Here is a 14,713-nt window from a genome sequence, read left to right on the forward strand (position 1 = left end):
AGGACAGTGTTCGTTAGGATCTGGCCATGAGTGGTTATCGGGCTCGGCACCGCGTCGTCGTCCTCGCCCTGGACGGGCTCCTCCCCTTCGAACTGGGCATCCCGCAGCGGATCTTCGGCCGTGCCAGGACCGCCGAGGGGCGGCCTTTGTACGAGGTGGTCACCTGCTCGATCCGGCCGCCCGGCCGGGTCGAGACGGACGCCGACTTCGCCGTGCTCGTCGAGAACGGTCCCGACGCGCTGGCCACGGCCGACACCGTCGTGATCCCCGCCTCGTACGAGCTCGGCCCGGTCTTCGAGGAAGGCCGACTCACCGACGAACTGGCCGCCGCCCTCGGCCGCATCCGGCCCGGCACCCGCCTCGTCTCCATCTGCACCGGTGGTTACGTCCTGGCCGCCGCCGGCTACCTCGACGGCCGCCCGGCGACCACGCACTGGTCCCACGCCGAGCACTTCCAGCGGCTCTTCCCGAGGATCAAGGTCGACGCGGACGTGCTCTTCGTCGACGACGGGGACGTCCTCACCTCCGCCGGTGTCGCGTCCGGGATCGACCTGTGCATCCATCTCGTACGCCGCGATCACGGCACCGCCGTCGCCAACGACGTGGCCCGCCGCACCGTCGTCCCACCCTTCCGTGACGGCGGGCAGGCGCAGTACATCCAGCGGCCGGTGCCCGAGCCTCAGGTGGCGACCACGACCGCCGCCCGCGCCTGGGCGCTGGCCCGCCTCCACGAACCCATCCAGTTGCGCGACATGGCGGAGCAGGAGTCCATGTCCGTACGCACCTTCACGCGCCGTTTCCGCGAGGAGGCCGGCATCAGCCCCGGCCAGTGGCTCACCCAGCAGCGCGTCGAACGCGCCCGCCACCTCCTGGAGTCCACCGACCTCTCCATCGACCAGGTGGCCCGCGACGCCGGCTTCGGCACGGCCCAGTCGATGCGGCAGCACCTTCAGGTGGCACTAGGAGTCACTCCGACCGCGTATCGGCGGACGTTCCGTTCCTGGAGCGGCCACGACCGGGCCGTCGGCAGCGGTAACGCCCCTGTCGGCAGCGGCAGTTGAGCGTGCGGGGGAGACCGTCGCCTCGGCGGAGCCCACCGGGAATCACCAGAACACTCCGGCGCCCGGGGGTGACTCGCGCGGATGTGACAGATCCCGAGTTCTACGCCTCTGGTGCGAGCACCCGCACTCTACGGGCGCAGACGGCGGTGACGACCAGTAGCCCAGCCGTGAGGCGCATGGTCAGCCAAAGCCCTGCGGAGGTGGTGGAGGCCGCGACGAACAGACCGCCCAGTGCCGCCACCCCGATGACGCTCGCCAGCATCGTCCCGGTTGAGTTGAACGCCGAGAGGGCGGAGGCGTACGAAGGCCCGACGATGCTCGACAGTCGTGCGATCAAGGGGCTGTAGCCGGAGGCGTGCCCGGCACCGGCGAGCATCAGAAGGGGGATGGAGGTGAGGGCCGGCCAGCGGTCTGCGGACAGATGGACGAGGAGCACGGCGCAGGTCGCGAAGGTCAGCGGGCCGATGGTCGGCAACATGGCCTGGAACCGTGGCGGTAGCCGTGACCAGGTCAGGCTGAGTGCGCCGAACCCGAGGGCGAACGGGGCGAAGGCGAGTCCTGCCTGGAGGGGTGAGAAGCCAAGGGCGTCCTGGAGATGCAGGGTGAGGGCGAAGAGGAAGGCGGTATAGCAGCCCATGATGAGAAAGCAGGCGAGGAGGCCGGGTTTGACGCCGGGGGTGCGTAGGGAGCCCAGGTCGAGCACGGGGTTGTGAACGCGGCGTTCGACCGGGACGAAGAGGGCGATGCCGGCCAGTCCGGCGAGGAGGCTGAACCAGATCCATGGTTGCCATCCGTACTCGCGCCCGAAGATCAGCGGAGCGATGAGAGCGCTCATGGAGAGCGTCAGGATGGTCACCCCCGGAAAATCCAGGCGTGCCGCCGAGCTGCGAGTTGCGGCGGGCAGCAGACGGGTTCCGGCGGCGAGGAGGACTGCTCCGACGGGGACGTTCACCAAGAACGCGGGACGCCAGCCGAGCCCGAGGATGTCGGCGCTGATGATCAGGCCGCCGATGACCTGGCCGAGTGCCACGCCGAGGGCGAGCACCATCGAGTAGACGCCGATCGCCCGCTTGCGGGCCTCGCCGTCGTAACCGAGCTGGATGAGCGAGAACACCTGGGGGATCATGGCCGCGGCGCCGGTCGCCTGGAGGATCCGGGCCCCGACAAGAGCGGCGGGTGTGGGCGCCAGCCCGCACAGCAGGGAGGCGACGGTAAACCCGGCGAGGCCGGCCAGAAACGCACGCCGATGCCCGATGAGGTCGCCGATGCGCGCACAGGTCACGATCAGCACCCCCATCGTCAGGATGTATCCGGAGACGATCAGTTGGAGCGCCGCGTCGTTCGCACCGAGCTCGACGCGGATGGTCTGCAGGGCAACGGTCACGATGGAACCGTCCATGCTCGCCATCGTCTGGCCGGTCAACAGCACCGCGAGTCCGCTGCCGCGCAGGACGGCACGCCGGCCGGTCGTCGTTGTCATCCCCCGAGCGTCGTCGCGGGCCAGGCGGGAAATCTTGAACATCCTTGCGCATAGGATGAATCCGTGCGCTCGGCGAGAGAGGTGCTGGCCGGCCCTCATCTGGCCGTCCACGAGGTGACGTGCGCCGACGACCACGCGGGATGGTCGAAGCCGGAAGTCTCCGATGACGTGCAGGTCGTGCTGGTACGCCAGGGGATGTTCCGGATCTCCTGCCAAGGCCACCGCTTCACACTTGATCGCTTCACCGGGTATATCGAGATGCCTGGTCAGGAGCGATCGTTCGCCCACCCCACAGGCGGTGACGTCTGTACAGCGATCACGATCCAGGGCGGGCTGTGGCAAGAGCTGGTCGACGAGCATCCGTTGCCTCCGGCGATCCATATCGATGGCCGGCTCGATGTCGCCCATCGACGGCTCCTTCGGGCCGGCGACCAGTTCACCGGAGTGGACGAACTCGCCTCCCTGCTCGGGCGGGCCCTCAGCAGCCACCCTCTGCCGGTGACGGCCGGGCCGGGCCGCAAGGCACTCGCCGACCGCGCTCGCGACGCCCTCCTCGCCGATGCTTCCGTCCACCTGGTCGAGATGGCCCGGTCCCTCAAGGTTTCTCCCGCCCACCTCAGCCGGACCTTCCACCACCACATGGGCATGACGATCGGCCGTTTCCGGAACCGGGTACGGGTGGCGCGCGCGCTCGACCGGCTGGAGGCAGGCGACGGTCTCGCTGCAGTCGCCGCAGACCTGGGATTCGCAGATCAAGCACATCTGAGCCGGGTCATGAAAGAGGAAACCGGACGACCACCAGGGGCCCTGCGACGCATCGTCACGGAATGAGAGGAGGCGCACAGGCGAAGCGCCTCCAGACCGCGCAGCTCGGCCCTCAGAACATCAGCACCCCCCGCGCCACCCGCCCCGCCTCCGCGTCCGCCTTCGCCTTCTCGAAGTCCTCGACCGGGTACGTCGCCGTCACCAACTCGTCCAGCAGCAGGCGGCCTTCGCGGTACAGCTGGGCGTACAGGGCGATGTCCCGCTGCGGGCGCGAGGAGCCGTAGCGGCAGCCCAGGATCGACTTGTCCAGGTACATCGAGGAGACGAGGAAGGACGCCTCCGCGGTGGCCGGGGGGACGCCCAGCAGGACTGCCTGGCCGTGGCGGTCGAGCAGGTCGATGGCCTGGCGGATGAGTTCGACTCGGCCCACGCACTCGAAGGCGTGGTTCGCGCCGGTCGGGAGGATGTCCCGGACGCCCTCCGTCGACGTCAGGAAGTGCGTCGCGCCGAACTGCCTCGCCGCCGCCTCCTTCGCCGGGTTCGCGTCCACGGCGACGATCGTGGACGCGCCCGCGATACGGGCCCCCTGGATGACGTTCAGCCCGATCCCGCCCGTACCGATCACCACCACGCTGTCCCCGTGGTCCACCCGCGCGCGGTTCAGCACCGCGCCCACGCCCGTGAGCACCCCGCAGCCGATCAGTGCGGCGGAGGACAGCGGGATGTCCTCGGGGATGCGGACCGCCTGGACGGCCTTCACCAACGTGCGTTCCGCGAAGGCCGAGTTGGACGCGAACTGGTACACCGGCCGGCCGTCCCGCGTGAACGGCTGCCCCGGCCGCCCGATCGCCTTGCGGCACATCGTCGGCCGCCCCCGGTCGCACTCCGCGCAGGCACCGCAGTTCGCGAGCGTGGAGAGCGACACATGGTCGCCGGGCCGGACATGCGTGACGCCCGCGCCCACCGCCTCGACCACACCAGCGCCCTCATGCCCGAGCACCACGGGAACGGGAAACGGAATGGTCCCGTCCACCACCGAGAGGTCGCTGTGGCACAGCCCCGCCGCCGAGATCGCCACCAGCACCTCGCCCGGCCCCACGTCCCGTATCTCCAGGTCGTCCGCGACCTGGGTCTGCTTCCCGTCGAAGATCACGCCCCGCATGTGGCCACCTCAGCCCTTCGGTTCCCTCGGCAGACCGAGCACCCGCTCGGCGATGATGGTGCGCTGGATCTCGTCCGAGCCGCCGTAGATGGTGTCGGCCCGGCTGAACAGGAACAGGTGTTGCAGGGCATCCAGTTCGTACGGTGCTGAAGGCGCCCAGTCCACCGGCCCGACCGTCGCCTGAGCGCCCCGTACCTGCATCGCCAGCTCCCCGAGCCGCTGATGCCAGCGACCCCACAGCAACTTGGCGACACTGGGAGCCCCCGAGTCCCCGGGTGCCTCCGGCCCTGAACTGCCCCAACTGCCCAGTGTCCGAAGCGCGTTCCACCGCATGGTCCGCAGCTCGGCCCACTGCCGCACCAGACGATCACGTACGACGGGATCGTCCGCCGCCCCCGTGGCGACGGCCGTCTCCAGAACCCGCCCCAGCTCCCGTGCGAAGCCCACCTGCTGGGCCAGCGTCGAGACCCCCCGCTCGAAGCCGAGCAGCCCCATCGCGACCCGCCAGCCCTGCCCCTCGCCCCCGACAACATGCTCCACGCGGGCGTGCGCCCCGTCGAAGAAGACCTCGTTGAACTCACTGGTCCCCGTCATCTGCCGGATCGGCCGCACGTCGATCCGCCCCGGCTGATCCATCGGAACCAGCAGAAAGCTCAGCCCGTGGTGCCGCCGCGACCCCGGCTCGGTACGGGCCAGCACGAAGCACCAGTCCGCCTCATGGGCGAGAGAGGTCCAGATCTTCTGGCCGGTCACCCGGTACGAAGTCCCGTCGCGTACGGCCGCGGTGCGCACCCCGGCGAGATCCGACCCCGCCCCCGGCTCGCTGTACCCCTGGCACCACAGCTCCTCGCCGCGGGCGATCGGCGGCAGGAAGCGGCTCTTCTGTTCCTCGGAGCCATGCGCGAGGAGCGTCGGGGCCAGCAGGTTCTCACCTATGTGACCAGACCGGGCGGGGGCGCCGGAGCGGGCGTACTCCTCGGCCCAGACGACCTGTCGGACGAGACTCGCCGTGCGGTTGCCATAGCCGTCGGCACTCCATCCGAGCCCGATCCAGCCGGCCCGTCCGAGCTCCCGCTCCCATTCCCGCCGGGGCGGGTCGCCGGCAAGGTGCGTACGCAGCCAGGCTCGTACCTCACTCCGGAAGGCCTCGTCCTCAGCGCCGAACCCGAACTCCATGCTTCCCTCCCACCCCGGCCGTCCTACGCGTTCGGCCGTGTCTTCTCCGAAGCCGCCCGGGCCATCGCCTCCAACTGCTCCAGCATCGGCATCGGATCCACCCCCACCGTCCCCGGCAGGAAGTCCGCGATCCGCTCCGGAGTCCAGCCCGCGCCCTCCGCATACGCCGCCCGTAGCTCCCTCGGCTGCGCCCACACCGCGATCTTGGGTCCGGCGATCGTGTAGACCTGCCCGGTGATTCCCTCGTCGCGGGCACGGGCCGACAGCAGGTAGACGACCAGTGCGGCCACGTCCTCCGGTTCGCCGATCTCCTTGAGCTCCATGGGTACGTTCGCCGACATCCGCGTACGGGCGACGGGTGCCACCGCGTTGGCGGTGACCCCGTACTTGTGCAGGCCGAGTGCGGCGCTCCGGACCAGCGAGATGATCCCGCCCTTCGCGGCGCTGTAGTTGGCCTGGGACACGGATCCCTGGTGATTGCCGCTGGTGAAGCCGATCAGCGCGCCCGAGCCCTGTTTCCGCATCACCGCCGAGGCCGCTCGGAAGACCGTGAACGTGCCCTTCAGGTGGGTGGCGAGGACGGGGTCCCACTCCTCCTCGGACATGTTGAACAGCATGCGTTCGCGCAGGATCCCGGCCACGCAGACGACTCCGTCGAGCCGGCCGTACGACGACAGCGCGGTGTCGACGACGCGCTGTCCGCCCGCCATCGTCGAGATGTCGTCGGCGACGGCGACCGCCTCACCTCCGGCCGCCAGGATCTCCTTCACGACGGCGTCGGCGACGTCGCTCGTCGGCGAACCGCCGTCCACGGAGACTCCGTAGTCGTTGACGACGACCCGCGCTCCCTCGGCGGCTGCCGCGAGCGCGACGGCGCGTCCGATGCCCCGCCCCGCTCCGGTCACGGCGACGACCTTGTCTGCCAAGAAGTTCCCCACACCGGCCCCTTCCCGTCCCGCAGTTTCTGACGGACCGTTAGATTCAATGAGATTCTACGACCCGTCAGATACCTGGAGACAAGCCCCGGGGAGGCCCGATGTCACTGCCGGCCGAGTTCCATGAGATCGCCAAGCGCGTGAACAACTGGGGGCGTTGGGGCACCGACGACGAGATCGGCACGCTGAACCTGATCACCGACGAGGTCGTACGCGAGGCCGCCGCGACCGTCCGCACCGGCCGTCGTATCCCGCTCGCGCTCCCGCTCCAGCAGGACGGCGTGCAGACGGGAATGATCCCGGGGCGCGTCAATCCCCTGCACGCCATGGTGCAGATCAACCAGGAGATCTTCGGTCCCGGCACGGTCGCCTGCAGCGACGATGCCGTGACGATGGGGTTGCAGGCGGCGACCCACTGGGATGCGCTCACCCATGTCTCGCACTCGGGGATGATCTACAACGGCCGTCCTGCCGACACCGTCACGGCGCACGCCGGCGCGGAGTTCAGCGGCATCGACAAGCCCCGGCACATCGTCTCGCGGGGTGTCCTGCTGGACGTGGCTCGTGCGCGCGGGGCGGATCGCCTGGCGGGCGATCACGCGGTGACGCCGGAGGACCTGGAGGCGGCCGAGGAGTTCGCGGGCATCCGCGTGCGCTCCGGTGACATCGTTCTCGTACGCACCGGACAGATTCAGCTCTATCTGGCGGGCGACAAGCACGCGTACGCGTACCCCTCGCCCGGGCTGTCCGTCCGTGCCCCGGAGTGGTTTCACGCGCGCGACGTCGCGGCGGTCGCGAACGACACCCTCACCTTTGAGATGTTTCCGCCGGAAATAGAGGGGTTGTGGCTGCCCGTCCATGCCCTCGACCTCGTCGAGATGGGCATGCTCCAAGGTCAGAACTGGAATCTCGAAGAGTTGTCCACAGCCTGTGGACAAGAATCACGCTATACGTTCCTGCTGTCGGCGATGCCCGAACCGTTCGTCGGCGGCACGGGAACCCCCGTGGCGCCGGTCGCCATTCTCTGAGTTCGCACCGATCCGCTGTCGCACTGATCGGTTGGCGGCGCGCTCTGCTGCCCCGAGCACGGCACTGCGCGCCGCCATCCGGCTCCGGCGTACCCGCCCTGCCCTTCGGACGACCCCGCTCGAGCGAGGACACCCCGTGGCCCTGTGGGGCCGACGCCGAATCGCGACCCGCACTCGTCGAGGGCTCCCCGTCACCGAACCCCTCGTCGTCCCCTCACGGCGAATCGCTGACCACAAGCGTGATCAAACGGACACGCCACGTCAACACCTGTTCGGGGATTCATCACTTATCACCGATTTGTGAGCGCACGTACGGAAGCATCGACCGGCGCACTCTGCTGGGCCGTTCCTCCGGTTTCCGGATCGCGTGCGCTAGCGCTCCGCTTGGTGCGCGTTTCGAAGCTGCGGGTTCGTTGTGGCTGGTCGCGCCCCGCGGCGGAGCCGCATCTGTCACAGCCCCGCGACCCTAAGAGGCCTGCGGCCTCCTCAGGGTCGCGGTACCGCAGCAGACCTCGACAAGCCCCTCATACCGCCTCGTACGCCAAGTCCTCGTACGCCGTCGCGCCACCCCGGTACGTGGCTGTGCCGCCCTCGTACGCCGCTGGAGTCGCGTCGGACGCCGCCGCGTTCGCGCTACAGGCGGAACTGCGGTCCACCTCGCACCAGATGCGCTTGCCCGCACCCTCGGGGCTCCAGCCCCAGCGGTCGGCGAGGCCGTCGACGAGTGCCAGGCCGCGGCCGTTGGTCTCGTCGCCGTCCGCGCAGCGGGGGCGCGGCGGGCGGGCACTGGTGTCGGCCACCTCCAGGCGGACGGTGGCGGCTTTGGCGGCCTCCGCCGAAGTGCCGCCCCCCGCCCCCGCGTCGGTCGCCGCACCCGGCAGGGACAGACGCAGTACGGCCGGACTGCCCGTGTGCACCACGGCGTTGGTGACCAGTTCGGAGACGAGCAGGACCAGCGTCTCGGCCAGCGGCTCATCGATTCCTATGGCCGACCCGGCAATCCGCGACCGGACCCATCTCCGGGCTCGCCCCACCTCTGCGGGGTCGGGCCGGATCTCCAGCTGCACTTGAAGCACCTGCACCGTTCACACCATCCGAACCGGCGGACACATCGCCTCGTGACCGAGGGCCACGATCATGGGCAAAACAAGGATCACGGACCGTGATTCCCTTGCGTGACAGCATGGTTGACGTACAGTCACCCCAACAAGCGCTTCGGGCATATTCCAGCGCGAAGGAGTATGCGTACGGCATACTGTGCGACGCTCGTCACGGGGAGTCGAACGGGCTGGACCGGGGCTTGATCCCGCCCTGCGAGGGCGGCGCATCGCCGGGTCCGGAGCCGCCTCAGGGGCAACACCGGGACGGCTCGGCCTCAGAACCACTCGCATCCCACACAAGGTACCGGAGCACACCGCCGACTCCAGCCCGTGACGAGTCACACCTCGGACACAACCCCATATCGACGCACGGTAATTCTGGTATGCCACATTCCGCGGCATCAGTCCGTTTCGGGGTGCCACGATCGGTGACAAAGGTTCGTGCGGGGGCCGTTCAAGGGGCTCGCCTACCGTGCCGGCGGGGACAGCAGTTCCTCCGCGAGTGCCTCCTCGGCATCCGCCGCGCTGCGGCCCCGGCGGGCCCGCACCCAGGCCCGTTTCAGATGAAGGTGCACGTCGGACTCCCATGTGAAGCCCATGCCGCCGTGCACCTGGAGGCAGTCGCGGGCGCCCTGCTCGGCCGCCTCGTCGGCGAGCAGTCCGGCCGTCGCGATGTCGAGTGGGTCGGCGGTGACGGCCGCCGCGTACACCGCGACGCGGGCCACCTCCACGCGTACCAGCATCTCCGCGCACACGTGCTTGACCGCCTGGAAGGCCCCGATCGGCTGCCCGAACTGCTCGCGCGTCCGGGCGTGTTGCACGGCCAGTTCGCAGGTGCGGGCCGCCGAGCCGAGTTGCTCGGCGGCGGTGAGCAGGGCGGCCACGGGGTCGGCGGGGGCGGCCCGCGGCAGCCTGTGGAGGGGTGTCAGCGGGTCCGCCGAGCGCATCGCGACCGCTCCCGTCACGTCCCCGCGTACGACGTCGGCCTCGTCCAGCCACTCCACGAGGGCGCCGTCCACGGCCGCGACGACACGCTCGCCGGTGGCTGCTCCGGGGACCGCGCCGGCCGCCAGGTACGTGGCCGCCAGAGGGCCGGGCAGCAGGGCGCGGCCCGCCTCCTCGAAGGCCAGGACCGCCTCCGGCAGCCCGAGTCCGACACCGCCGTCCGCCTCGGGGAGCCGCAGTGCGAAGAAGCCCGCCTCGCCCAGTTCGCGCCACAGTTCGCGGTCGAGGGCCGGGGTGTCCAGCGCGGCCCGGAGCTGTTCGCGTCCGAAGCGGCGGGTGAGGAGTTCGCGTACGCCTGCTTGCAACGCCCGCTGGTCCTCCGTGAGCTGGAAGCGCATGTCGGGAGGTCACCGCCCCTTCGGAAGGCCCAGGATTCGCTCGGCCACGATGTTCCGCTGGATCTGTGAGGTGCCGGCCGCGATGGTGTACGAGAGGGACGACAGTCGGTCGAGGGTCCACTCTCCGGACAGGTCAAGGGACTCGGGGCCGAGGACGTCGGCGGCGGTGTCGTACAGAGCCTGCCGCGCATGCGAGTACCTCAGTTTGAAAACCGAACCTCCGATGCCCGGGACGCCACCGGTCCGTTCGGACTCAGCGACGTTCCACTGCGTCAGCCGCCACAGGGCGCGGAACTCGGCGTTCAGCCTGCCTAGCCGGCGTCGCAGCACAGGGTCGTGCCAACGGCCGTTCTTCCGCGCCTCGCGGGCCAGTTCGCCGAGTACGCGACGACAGGCCACGACCTCGCCGACGAAGGCGGTGCCGCGTTCGAAGGAGAGGGTCACCATGGTCACCCGCCAGCCGTCGTTCTCGGGGCCGACCCGGTTGGCCACCGGCACCCGCACCTCGTCGAGGAAGACCTCCGCGAACTCGGTGGAGCCTGCGAGCGTACGCAAGGGGCGGACCGTGACCCCCGGGGCATCCATCGGCATCGCGAGCCAGGAGATGCCGCGGTGTTTGGGCGCCTGCGGATCCGTACGCACCAACAGCTCGCACCAGTCGGCGACTTCCGCGTGGGAGGTCCAGATCTTGGACCCACTCACAACGTAGTCGTCGCCGTCCCGCCACGCGCGCGTGCGCAACGCCGCGAGGTCCGAGCCGGCGTCCGGCTCGCTGAACCCCTGGCACCACACCTCCTCGCCGCGCAGCACGGGCGGCAGCCAGCGCGCCCGCTGCTCCTCGGTGCCCTCGGCCGCGATCGTCGGCCCGGCGTGCAGCAGGCCGACGAAATTGGCCCCTACGTAGGGGGCGCCCGCCTTCTCCGTCTCCTCCAGGAAGATCAGATGCTGCGTGGGAGTCGCCCCGCGCCCGCCCGCGTCGACGGGCCAGTGCAGGCCCGCGTACCCGGCGTCGTAGAGCATGCGCTGCCAGCCGAGGTCGTACGCGCGCCGGGCCGGCCAGTCGTCGGGGGACGGCTTCGGGGGCAGTGTGGGGAGCACCTTGCCCAGCCACTCACGCAGCCGCGCGCGGAACTCCTCCTCTTCGGGCGTGTACGCGAGGTCCATGACGCGTCCGCTCGTCTACTTGTCGAAGTCCAGGTCCAGCATGCGGATCGCGTTGCCGCGCATCAGCTTGTAGACCGTCTCGTCGTCGAGGCCCTTCACATGATCGAGGGCGACCTCCTTGGTGTGCGGGAAGGTCGAGTCGACGTGCGGGTAGTCCGTCTCGAAGGTCGCGTTGTCGCGGCCGACCACGTCCAGCGAGGCGACGCCGTGCTTGTCGCGGAAGAAGCAGCAGAAGATCTGCCGGTAGTAGTACGTCGACGGGGGCTCGGGGATCAGGTCCCGGACGCCGCCCCAGGCGCGGTGCTCCTCCCAGACGTCGTCGGCTCGTTCCAGGGCGTACGGAATCCAGCCCATCTGCCCTTCGGAGTAGGCGAGTTTGAGCTGCGGGAACTTCACCAGGACGCCGCTGAACAGGAAGTCCATCATCGAGGCCATCGCATTGTTGAAGCTGAGCGAGGCCTGGACGGCGGGGGGCGCGTCCGGGGAGGCGGCGGGCATCTGGGAGCTGGAGCCGATGTGCATGTTGACGACCGTTCCGGTCTCCTGGCAGATCGCGAAGAAGGGATCCCAGTAGCCGGAGTGGATGGACGGCAGCCCCAGGTGGGTGGGGATCTCGGAGAAGGTCACCGCCTTGACGCCACGCGCCGCGTTCCGCTTGATCTCGGCGACCGCGAGGTCGATGTCCCACAGGGGGATGATGCACAGCGGGATGAGCCGGCCGCCGCTGTCGCCGCACCACTCCTCGACCATGAAGTCGTTGTACGCCCGCACACAGGCCAGAGCCACTTCCTTGTCGTGCGCCTCGGCGAAGGTCTGCCCGCAGAAGCGCGGGAAGGTCGGGAAGCACAGGCTGGCCTCGACGTGGTTGGCCTCCATGTCCTTGAGGCGCTCGACCGGGTCCCAGCAGCCCGGCCGCATCTCCGCGCGCGTGATGCCCTCCAGCGTCATCTCGTCGCGGTCGAAGCCGACGGCGGCGATATTGCGCTTGTACGGGAACTTCAGGTCCTCGTAGATCCACCAGTCGGTCGGCGGTCCGTCCGGGTCCATCGTGATCTGGTACTTGCCACCCACGTACGCGAGTTCCCCGATGCCCGCCGTCAGCGGCTTCGGCCCGCGGTCCTGGTACTTCTTTGGCAGCCAGGTCTCGAAGAGGTGCGCGGGCTCGATGACGTGGTCGTCGACGCTGATGATCCGAGGCAGTTCGGTCATGGGTTGAGTCCCCTCCGGCGGGCGGGTGCGAGGCCCGTATCTGATGGGCCGTCAGAAAATAGGCTAGCTCCGCACCCCTGGACCGACAAGGCGGCGCGGCCTACGCTCCTGCCTACGATCTGACTAGCCGTCAGTTTTAGGCCTCTTGGGGGAGCCGTCGTGACTGATACCGCGCACGCCCTCGGTACCTCGCGCACCTTCTGGGAGCTCGTCGAACGTCGTGCCGCGCTCACGCCCGACCGTCCCGTCGTCCTCCAGGACGACCGCACCCTCACTTTCGAGGAGCTGCGTTCGGGGGCGGAGCGGGCGGCTGCGGGCCTGTACGGCATGGGTGTGCGCCCCGGCACGGTCGTCGCCTGGCAGCTGCCCACGCGGATCGAGACGGTGCTGCTGACCATGGCCCTGGCGCGGCTCGGGGCCGTGCAGTCTCCGGTCATCCCCTTTTACCGGGACCGAGAAGTCGCCTTCGCGCTGCGTGAGTCCGAGGCCGCTTACTTCGCCGTGCCGGGCGAGTGGCGCGGCTTCGACTACACGGCGATGGCACACCGCCTCGGGGCGCGGGGCGTCTTCGAGGCGTACGACTCTCTGCCCGACGGCGATCCGGGCGTACTGCCCCCGCCGCCCTCCACGGGCACCGACGTGCGCTGGATCTACTGGACCTCGGGCACGACCTCCGACCCCAAGGGTGTGCTGCACACGGACCGGTCACTGATCGGGGGCGGGTCGTGTCTCGCGCACGCTCTGCATCTGTCGGCCGAGGACGTCGGCTCGATCGCGTTCCCCTTCGCGCACATCGGCGGCCCGGACTATCTGGTGATGCTGCTGCTGTACGGGTTCCCCGCGGTGCTCTTCGAGAAATTCGCGCTGCCGGAGTCTCTGGAGGGGTATCGCAAGCACGGGGTGACGGTGGCGGGCGGGTCGACGGCGTTCTACTCGATGTTCCTCGCCGAGCAGCGAAAGCAGCCCGGCACTCCCATCATCCCGACGCTGCGGCTGCTCGCGGGCGGCGGGGCGCCGAAGCCGCCCGAGGTGCACCACGCCGTCGTACGCGAGTTGGGGGTCCAGCTCACGCACGGGTACGGCATGACCGAGGTGCCGATGGTCACGATGGGGTCGCCGGACGACACTCCCGAGAACCTCGCGACGACCGAGGGGCGGCCTCCGGAGGGCATGGAGATACGGATCGTGGACGGCGAGGTGCGGCTGCGCGGAGAAGCCGTCTGCAAGGGCTATCTGGACGCGGCGCAGACCGCCGAGGCCTTCGACGAGGACGGTTTTCTCATCACCGGGGACCTCGGGCATCTCACGGAGAGCGGCCATCTGTGCCTCACCGGACGCCTGAAGGACGTCATCATCCGCAAGGGCGAGAACATCTCGGCCAAGGAGATCGAGGATCTGCTGCACCGGCATCCGGACGTCGGCGACGCCGCGGTGATCGGGCTGCCGGACGCCGAGCGCGGGGAGCGGGTCTGCGCGGTGGTCGAACAGCCGCCGGGGGCTTCGGCGTTGACGCTGGAGACGGTGACTTCGTATCTCCGCGCGGAAGGGCTGTCCGTGCACAAGCTGCCGGAGCAGCTGGAGGTGGTGGACGCCCTTCCGCGCAACGAGACGCTGCGGAAGGTCCTCAAGTACAAGCTGAGGGAGCGTTTTTCGGGGTCGACTACTCCGGCACCGTGAAGTAGCGGGCGAAGGCGGTCACGACTTCCGGCTCGGTGATGCGGCCGTCGGCGTCCGTGTCGAGCGCGCCGGCCGCGGTGGTGGCGATGCCCTCGGGGACGCCCAGGACCTTGAGGACGCGCGCGGTCTCATCGACCGTCACCGCGCCGTCCTGGTCGCTGTCGGCCACGGCGAGTACCGCGTCCAGGAACGGGCGGGCGATCTCGGCGAACCGGTCCGGGTTGTCCCGCAGCCGCTTGACGGCGCCGTGCACGAACTCCTCGCGGGTGATCCGCTGGTCACCGTCCCGGTCCGCTATCCCGGCCATGCCCTGCCAGAAGGCCTCCGCGCCGATGTAGAGGGCCTGTCCTCGGTCGGACCGGGCCGTCGTATCGAACTCGGCGAGCAGCGCCTTGGCCGCCGCGCTGAAGTCCTCGCGGTCGATATAGCCGTTGCCGTCCTGGTCGAAGGTGGCGAACCGGGCGGCGATCCGTCGCTCGTACTCGGTGCTGACCATGTCTTTTCAGGCCGCCTTACACATCAGATGGGGTGCGTCTGGCAGGGAGCGTACGACGCCGGGGCCACCCAGGGAGCGGAAAACGACGCTTGTGCCAAGACCGGGGGAATTCCGCGA

13 protein-coding genes are annotated in these 14,713 nt (G+C 69.6%); 4 read left to right on the plus strand and 9 right to left on the minus strand.

Annotation, left to right across the window (positions count from 1 at the left end):
* The first annotated feature begins 26 nt into the window (after positions 1-26).
* Positions 27-1,061 carry a GlxA family transcriptional regulator gene (locus ACGFNK_RS06515; RefSeq protein WP_393412565.1) on the plus strand — a complete coding sequence of 345 codons (1,035 nt, stop codon included), beginning with the start codon at positions 27-29 and terminating at the stop codon, positions 1,059-1,061.
* Between the two features lie 100 nt (positions 1,062-1,161).
* Here the strand turns inward: ACGFNK_RS06515 and ACGFNK_RS06520 are convergent, their stop codons facing one another.
* Positions 1,162-2,541 carry an MFS transporter gene (locus tag ACGFNK_RS06520; RefSeq protein ID WP_393412567.1) on the minus strand — a complete coding sequence of 460 codons (1,380 nt, stop codon included), beginning with the start codon at positions 2,539-2,541 and terminating at the stop codon, positions 1,162-1,164.
* Between the two features lie 63 nt (positions 2,542-2,604).
* On the opposite strand from ACGFNK_RS06520, the gene ACGFNK_RS06525 reads away from it, so the two are divergent.
* On the plus strand, positions 2,605-3,372 hold the full coding sequence (locus ACGFNK_RS06525) for a helix-turn-helix domain-containing protein (RefSeq protein ID WP_393412569.1): 768 nt from the start codon (positions 2,605-2,607) through the stop codon (positions 3,370-3,372).
* Between the two features lie 46 nt (positions 3,373-3,418).
* Here ACGFNK_RS06525 and ACGFNK_RS06530 read toward each other — a convergent pair whose 3' ends face one another.
* The 3 genes from ACGFNK_RS06530 to ACGFNK_RS06540 are packed head-to-tail and all read right to left on the minus strand — an operon-like array spanning position 3,419 to position 6,582.
* Positions 3,419-4,468, minus strand: a complete 1,050-nt coding sequence (locus ACGFNK_RS06530; protein WP_393412571.1) for a Zn-dependent alcohol dehydrogenase — start codon at positions 4,466-4,468, stop codon at positions 3,419-3,421.
* A 9-nt stretch (positions 4,469-4,477) separates the two neighbouring features.
* The gene (locus ACGFNK_RS06535) at positions 4,478-5,644 is read right to left on the minus strand and encodes an acyl-CoA dehydrogenase family protein (RefSeq protein ID WP_393412573.1); all 1,167 of its coding nucleotides are present in this window, start codon (positions 5,642-5,644) and stop codon (positions 4,478-4,480) included.
* A gap of 23 nt (positions 5,645-5,667) precedes the next feature.
* A complete protein-coding gene (locus ACGFNK_RS06540) occupies positions 5,668-6,582 on the minus strand; it encodes an SDR family oxidoreductase (RefSeq protein ID WP_393412575.1) in 915 nt (304 codons plus the stop codon).
* A 98-nt stretch (positions 6,583-6,680) separates the two neighbouring features.
* Between ACGFNK_RS06540 and ACGFNK_RS06545 the strand changes: the two genes are divergently transcribed.
* Positions 6,681-7,607 (plus strand): cyclase family protein, encoded by a 927-nt coding sequence (locus ACGFNK_RS06545; protein WP_386354913.1) that lies wholly within the window; start codon positions 6,681-6,683, stop codon positions 7,605-7,607.
* 524 nt (positions 7,608-8,131) lie between these two features.
* On the opposite strand, the gene ACGFNK_RS06550 is transcribed toward ACGFNK_RS06545, so the two are convergent.
* From ACGFNK_RS06550 to ACGFNK_RS06565, 4 genes are all read right to left on the minus strand, one after another.
* Positions 8,132-8,689 carry an ATP-binding protein gene (locus ACGFNK_RS06550; protein ID WP_393412577.1) on the minus strand — a complete coding sequence of 186 codons (558 nt, stop codon included), beginning with the start codon at positions 8,687-8,689 and terminating at the stop codon, positions 8,132-8,134.
* A gap of 485 nt (positions 8,690-9,174) precedes the next feature.
* On the minus strand, positions 9,175-10,050 hold the full coding sequence (locus tag ACGFNK_RS06555) for an acyl-CoA dehydrogenase family protein (RefSeq protein WP_393412578.1): 876 nt from the start codon (positions 10,048-10,050) through the stop codon (positions 9,175-9,177).
* Positions 10,051-10,059: 9 nt separating this feature from the next.
* Complete coding sequence (locus ACGFNK_RS06560; protein WP_393412580.1) at positions 10,060-11,214, minus strand: acyl-CoA dehydrogenase; 1,155 nt, start codon at positions 11,212-11,214, stop codon at positions 10,060-10,062.
* A 15-nt stretch (positions 11,215-11,229) separates the two neighbouring features.
* Positions 11,230-12,423 carry an amidohydrolase family protein gene (locus ACGFNK_RS06565; protein WP_189322981.1) on the minus strand — a complete coding sequence of 398 codons (1,194 nt, stop codon included), beginning with the start codon at positions 12,421-12,423 and terminating at the stop codon, positions 11,230-11,232.
* Positions 12,424-12,582: 159 nt separating this feature from the next.
* Here ACGFNK_RS06565 and ACGFNK_RS06570 point away from each other — a divergent pair, with 159 nt between their 5' ends.
* The gene (locus tag ACGFNK_RS06570) at positions 12,583-14,100 is read left to right on the plus strand and encodes a class I adenylate-forming enzyme family protein (RefSeq protein ID WP_393412582.1); all 1,518 of its coding nucleotides are present in this window, start codon (positions 12,583-12,585) and stop codon (positions 14,098-14,100) included.
* Here the strand turns inward: ACGFNK_RS06570 and ACGFNK_RS06575 are convergent.
* The gene (locus ACGFNK_RS06575) at positions 14,084-14,596 is read right to left on the minus strand and encodes an EF-hand domain-containing protein (protein WP_393412584.1); all 513 of its coding nucleotides are present in this window, start codon (positions 14,594-14,596) and stop codon (positions 14,084-14,086) included. The genes ACGFNK_RS06570 and ACGFNK_RS06575 overlap by 17 nt on opposite strands.
* Between the last annotated feature and the right edge of the window lie 117 nt (positions 14,597-14,713).

The sequence above is a fragment of the Streptomyces sp. NPDC048825 genome (assembly GCF_043198355.1).
Taxonomy (GTDB): domain Bacteria; phylum Actinomycetota; class Actinomycetes; order Streptomycetales; family Streptomycetaceae; genus Streptomyces; species Streptomyces xiangluensis.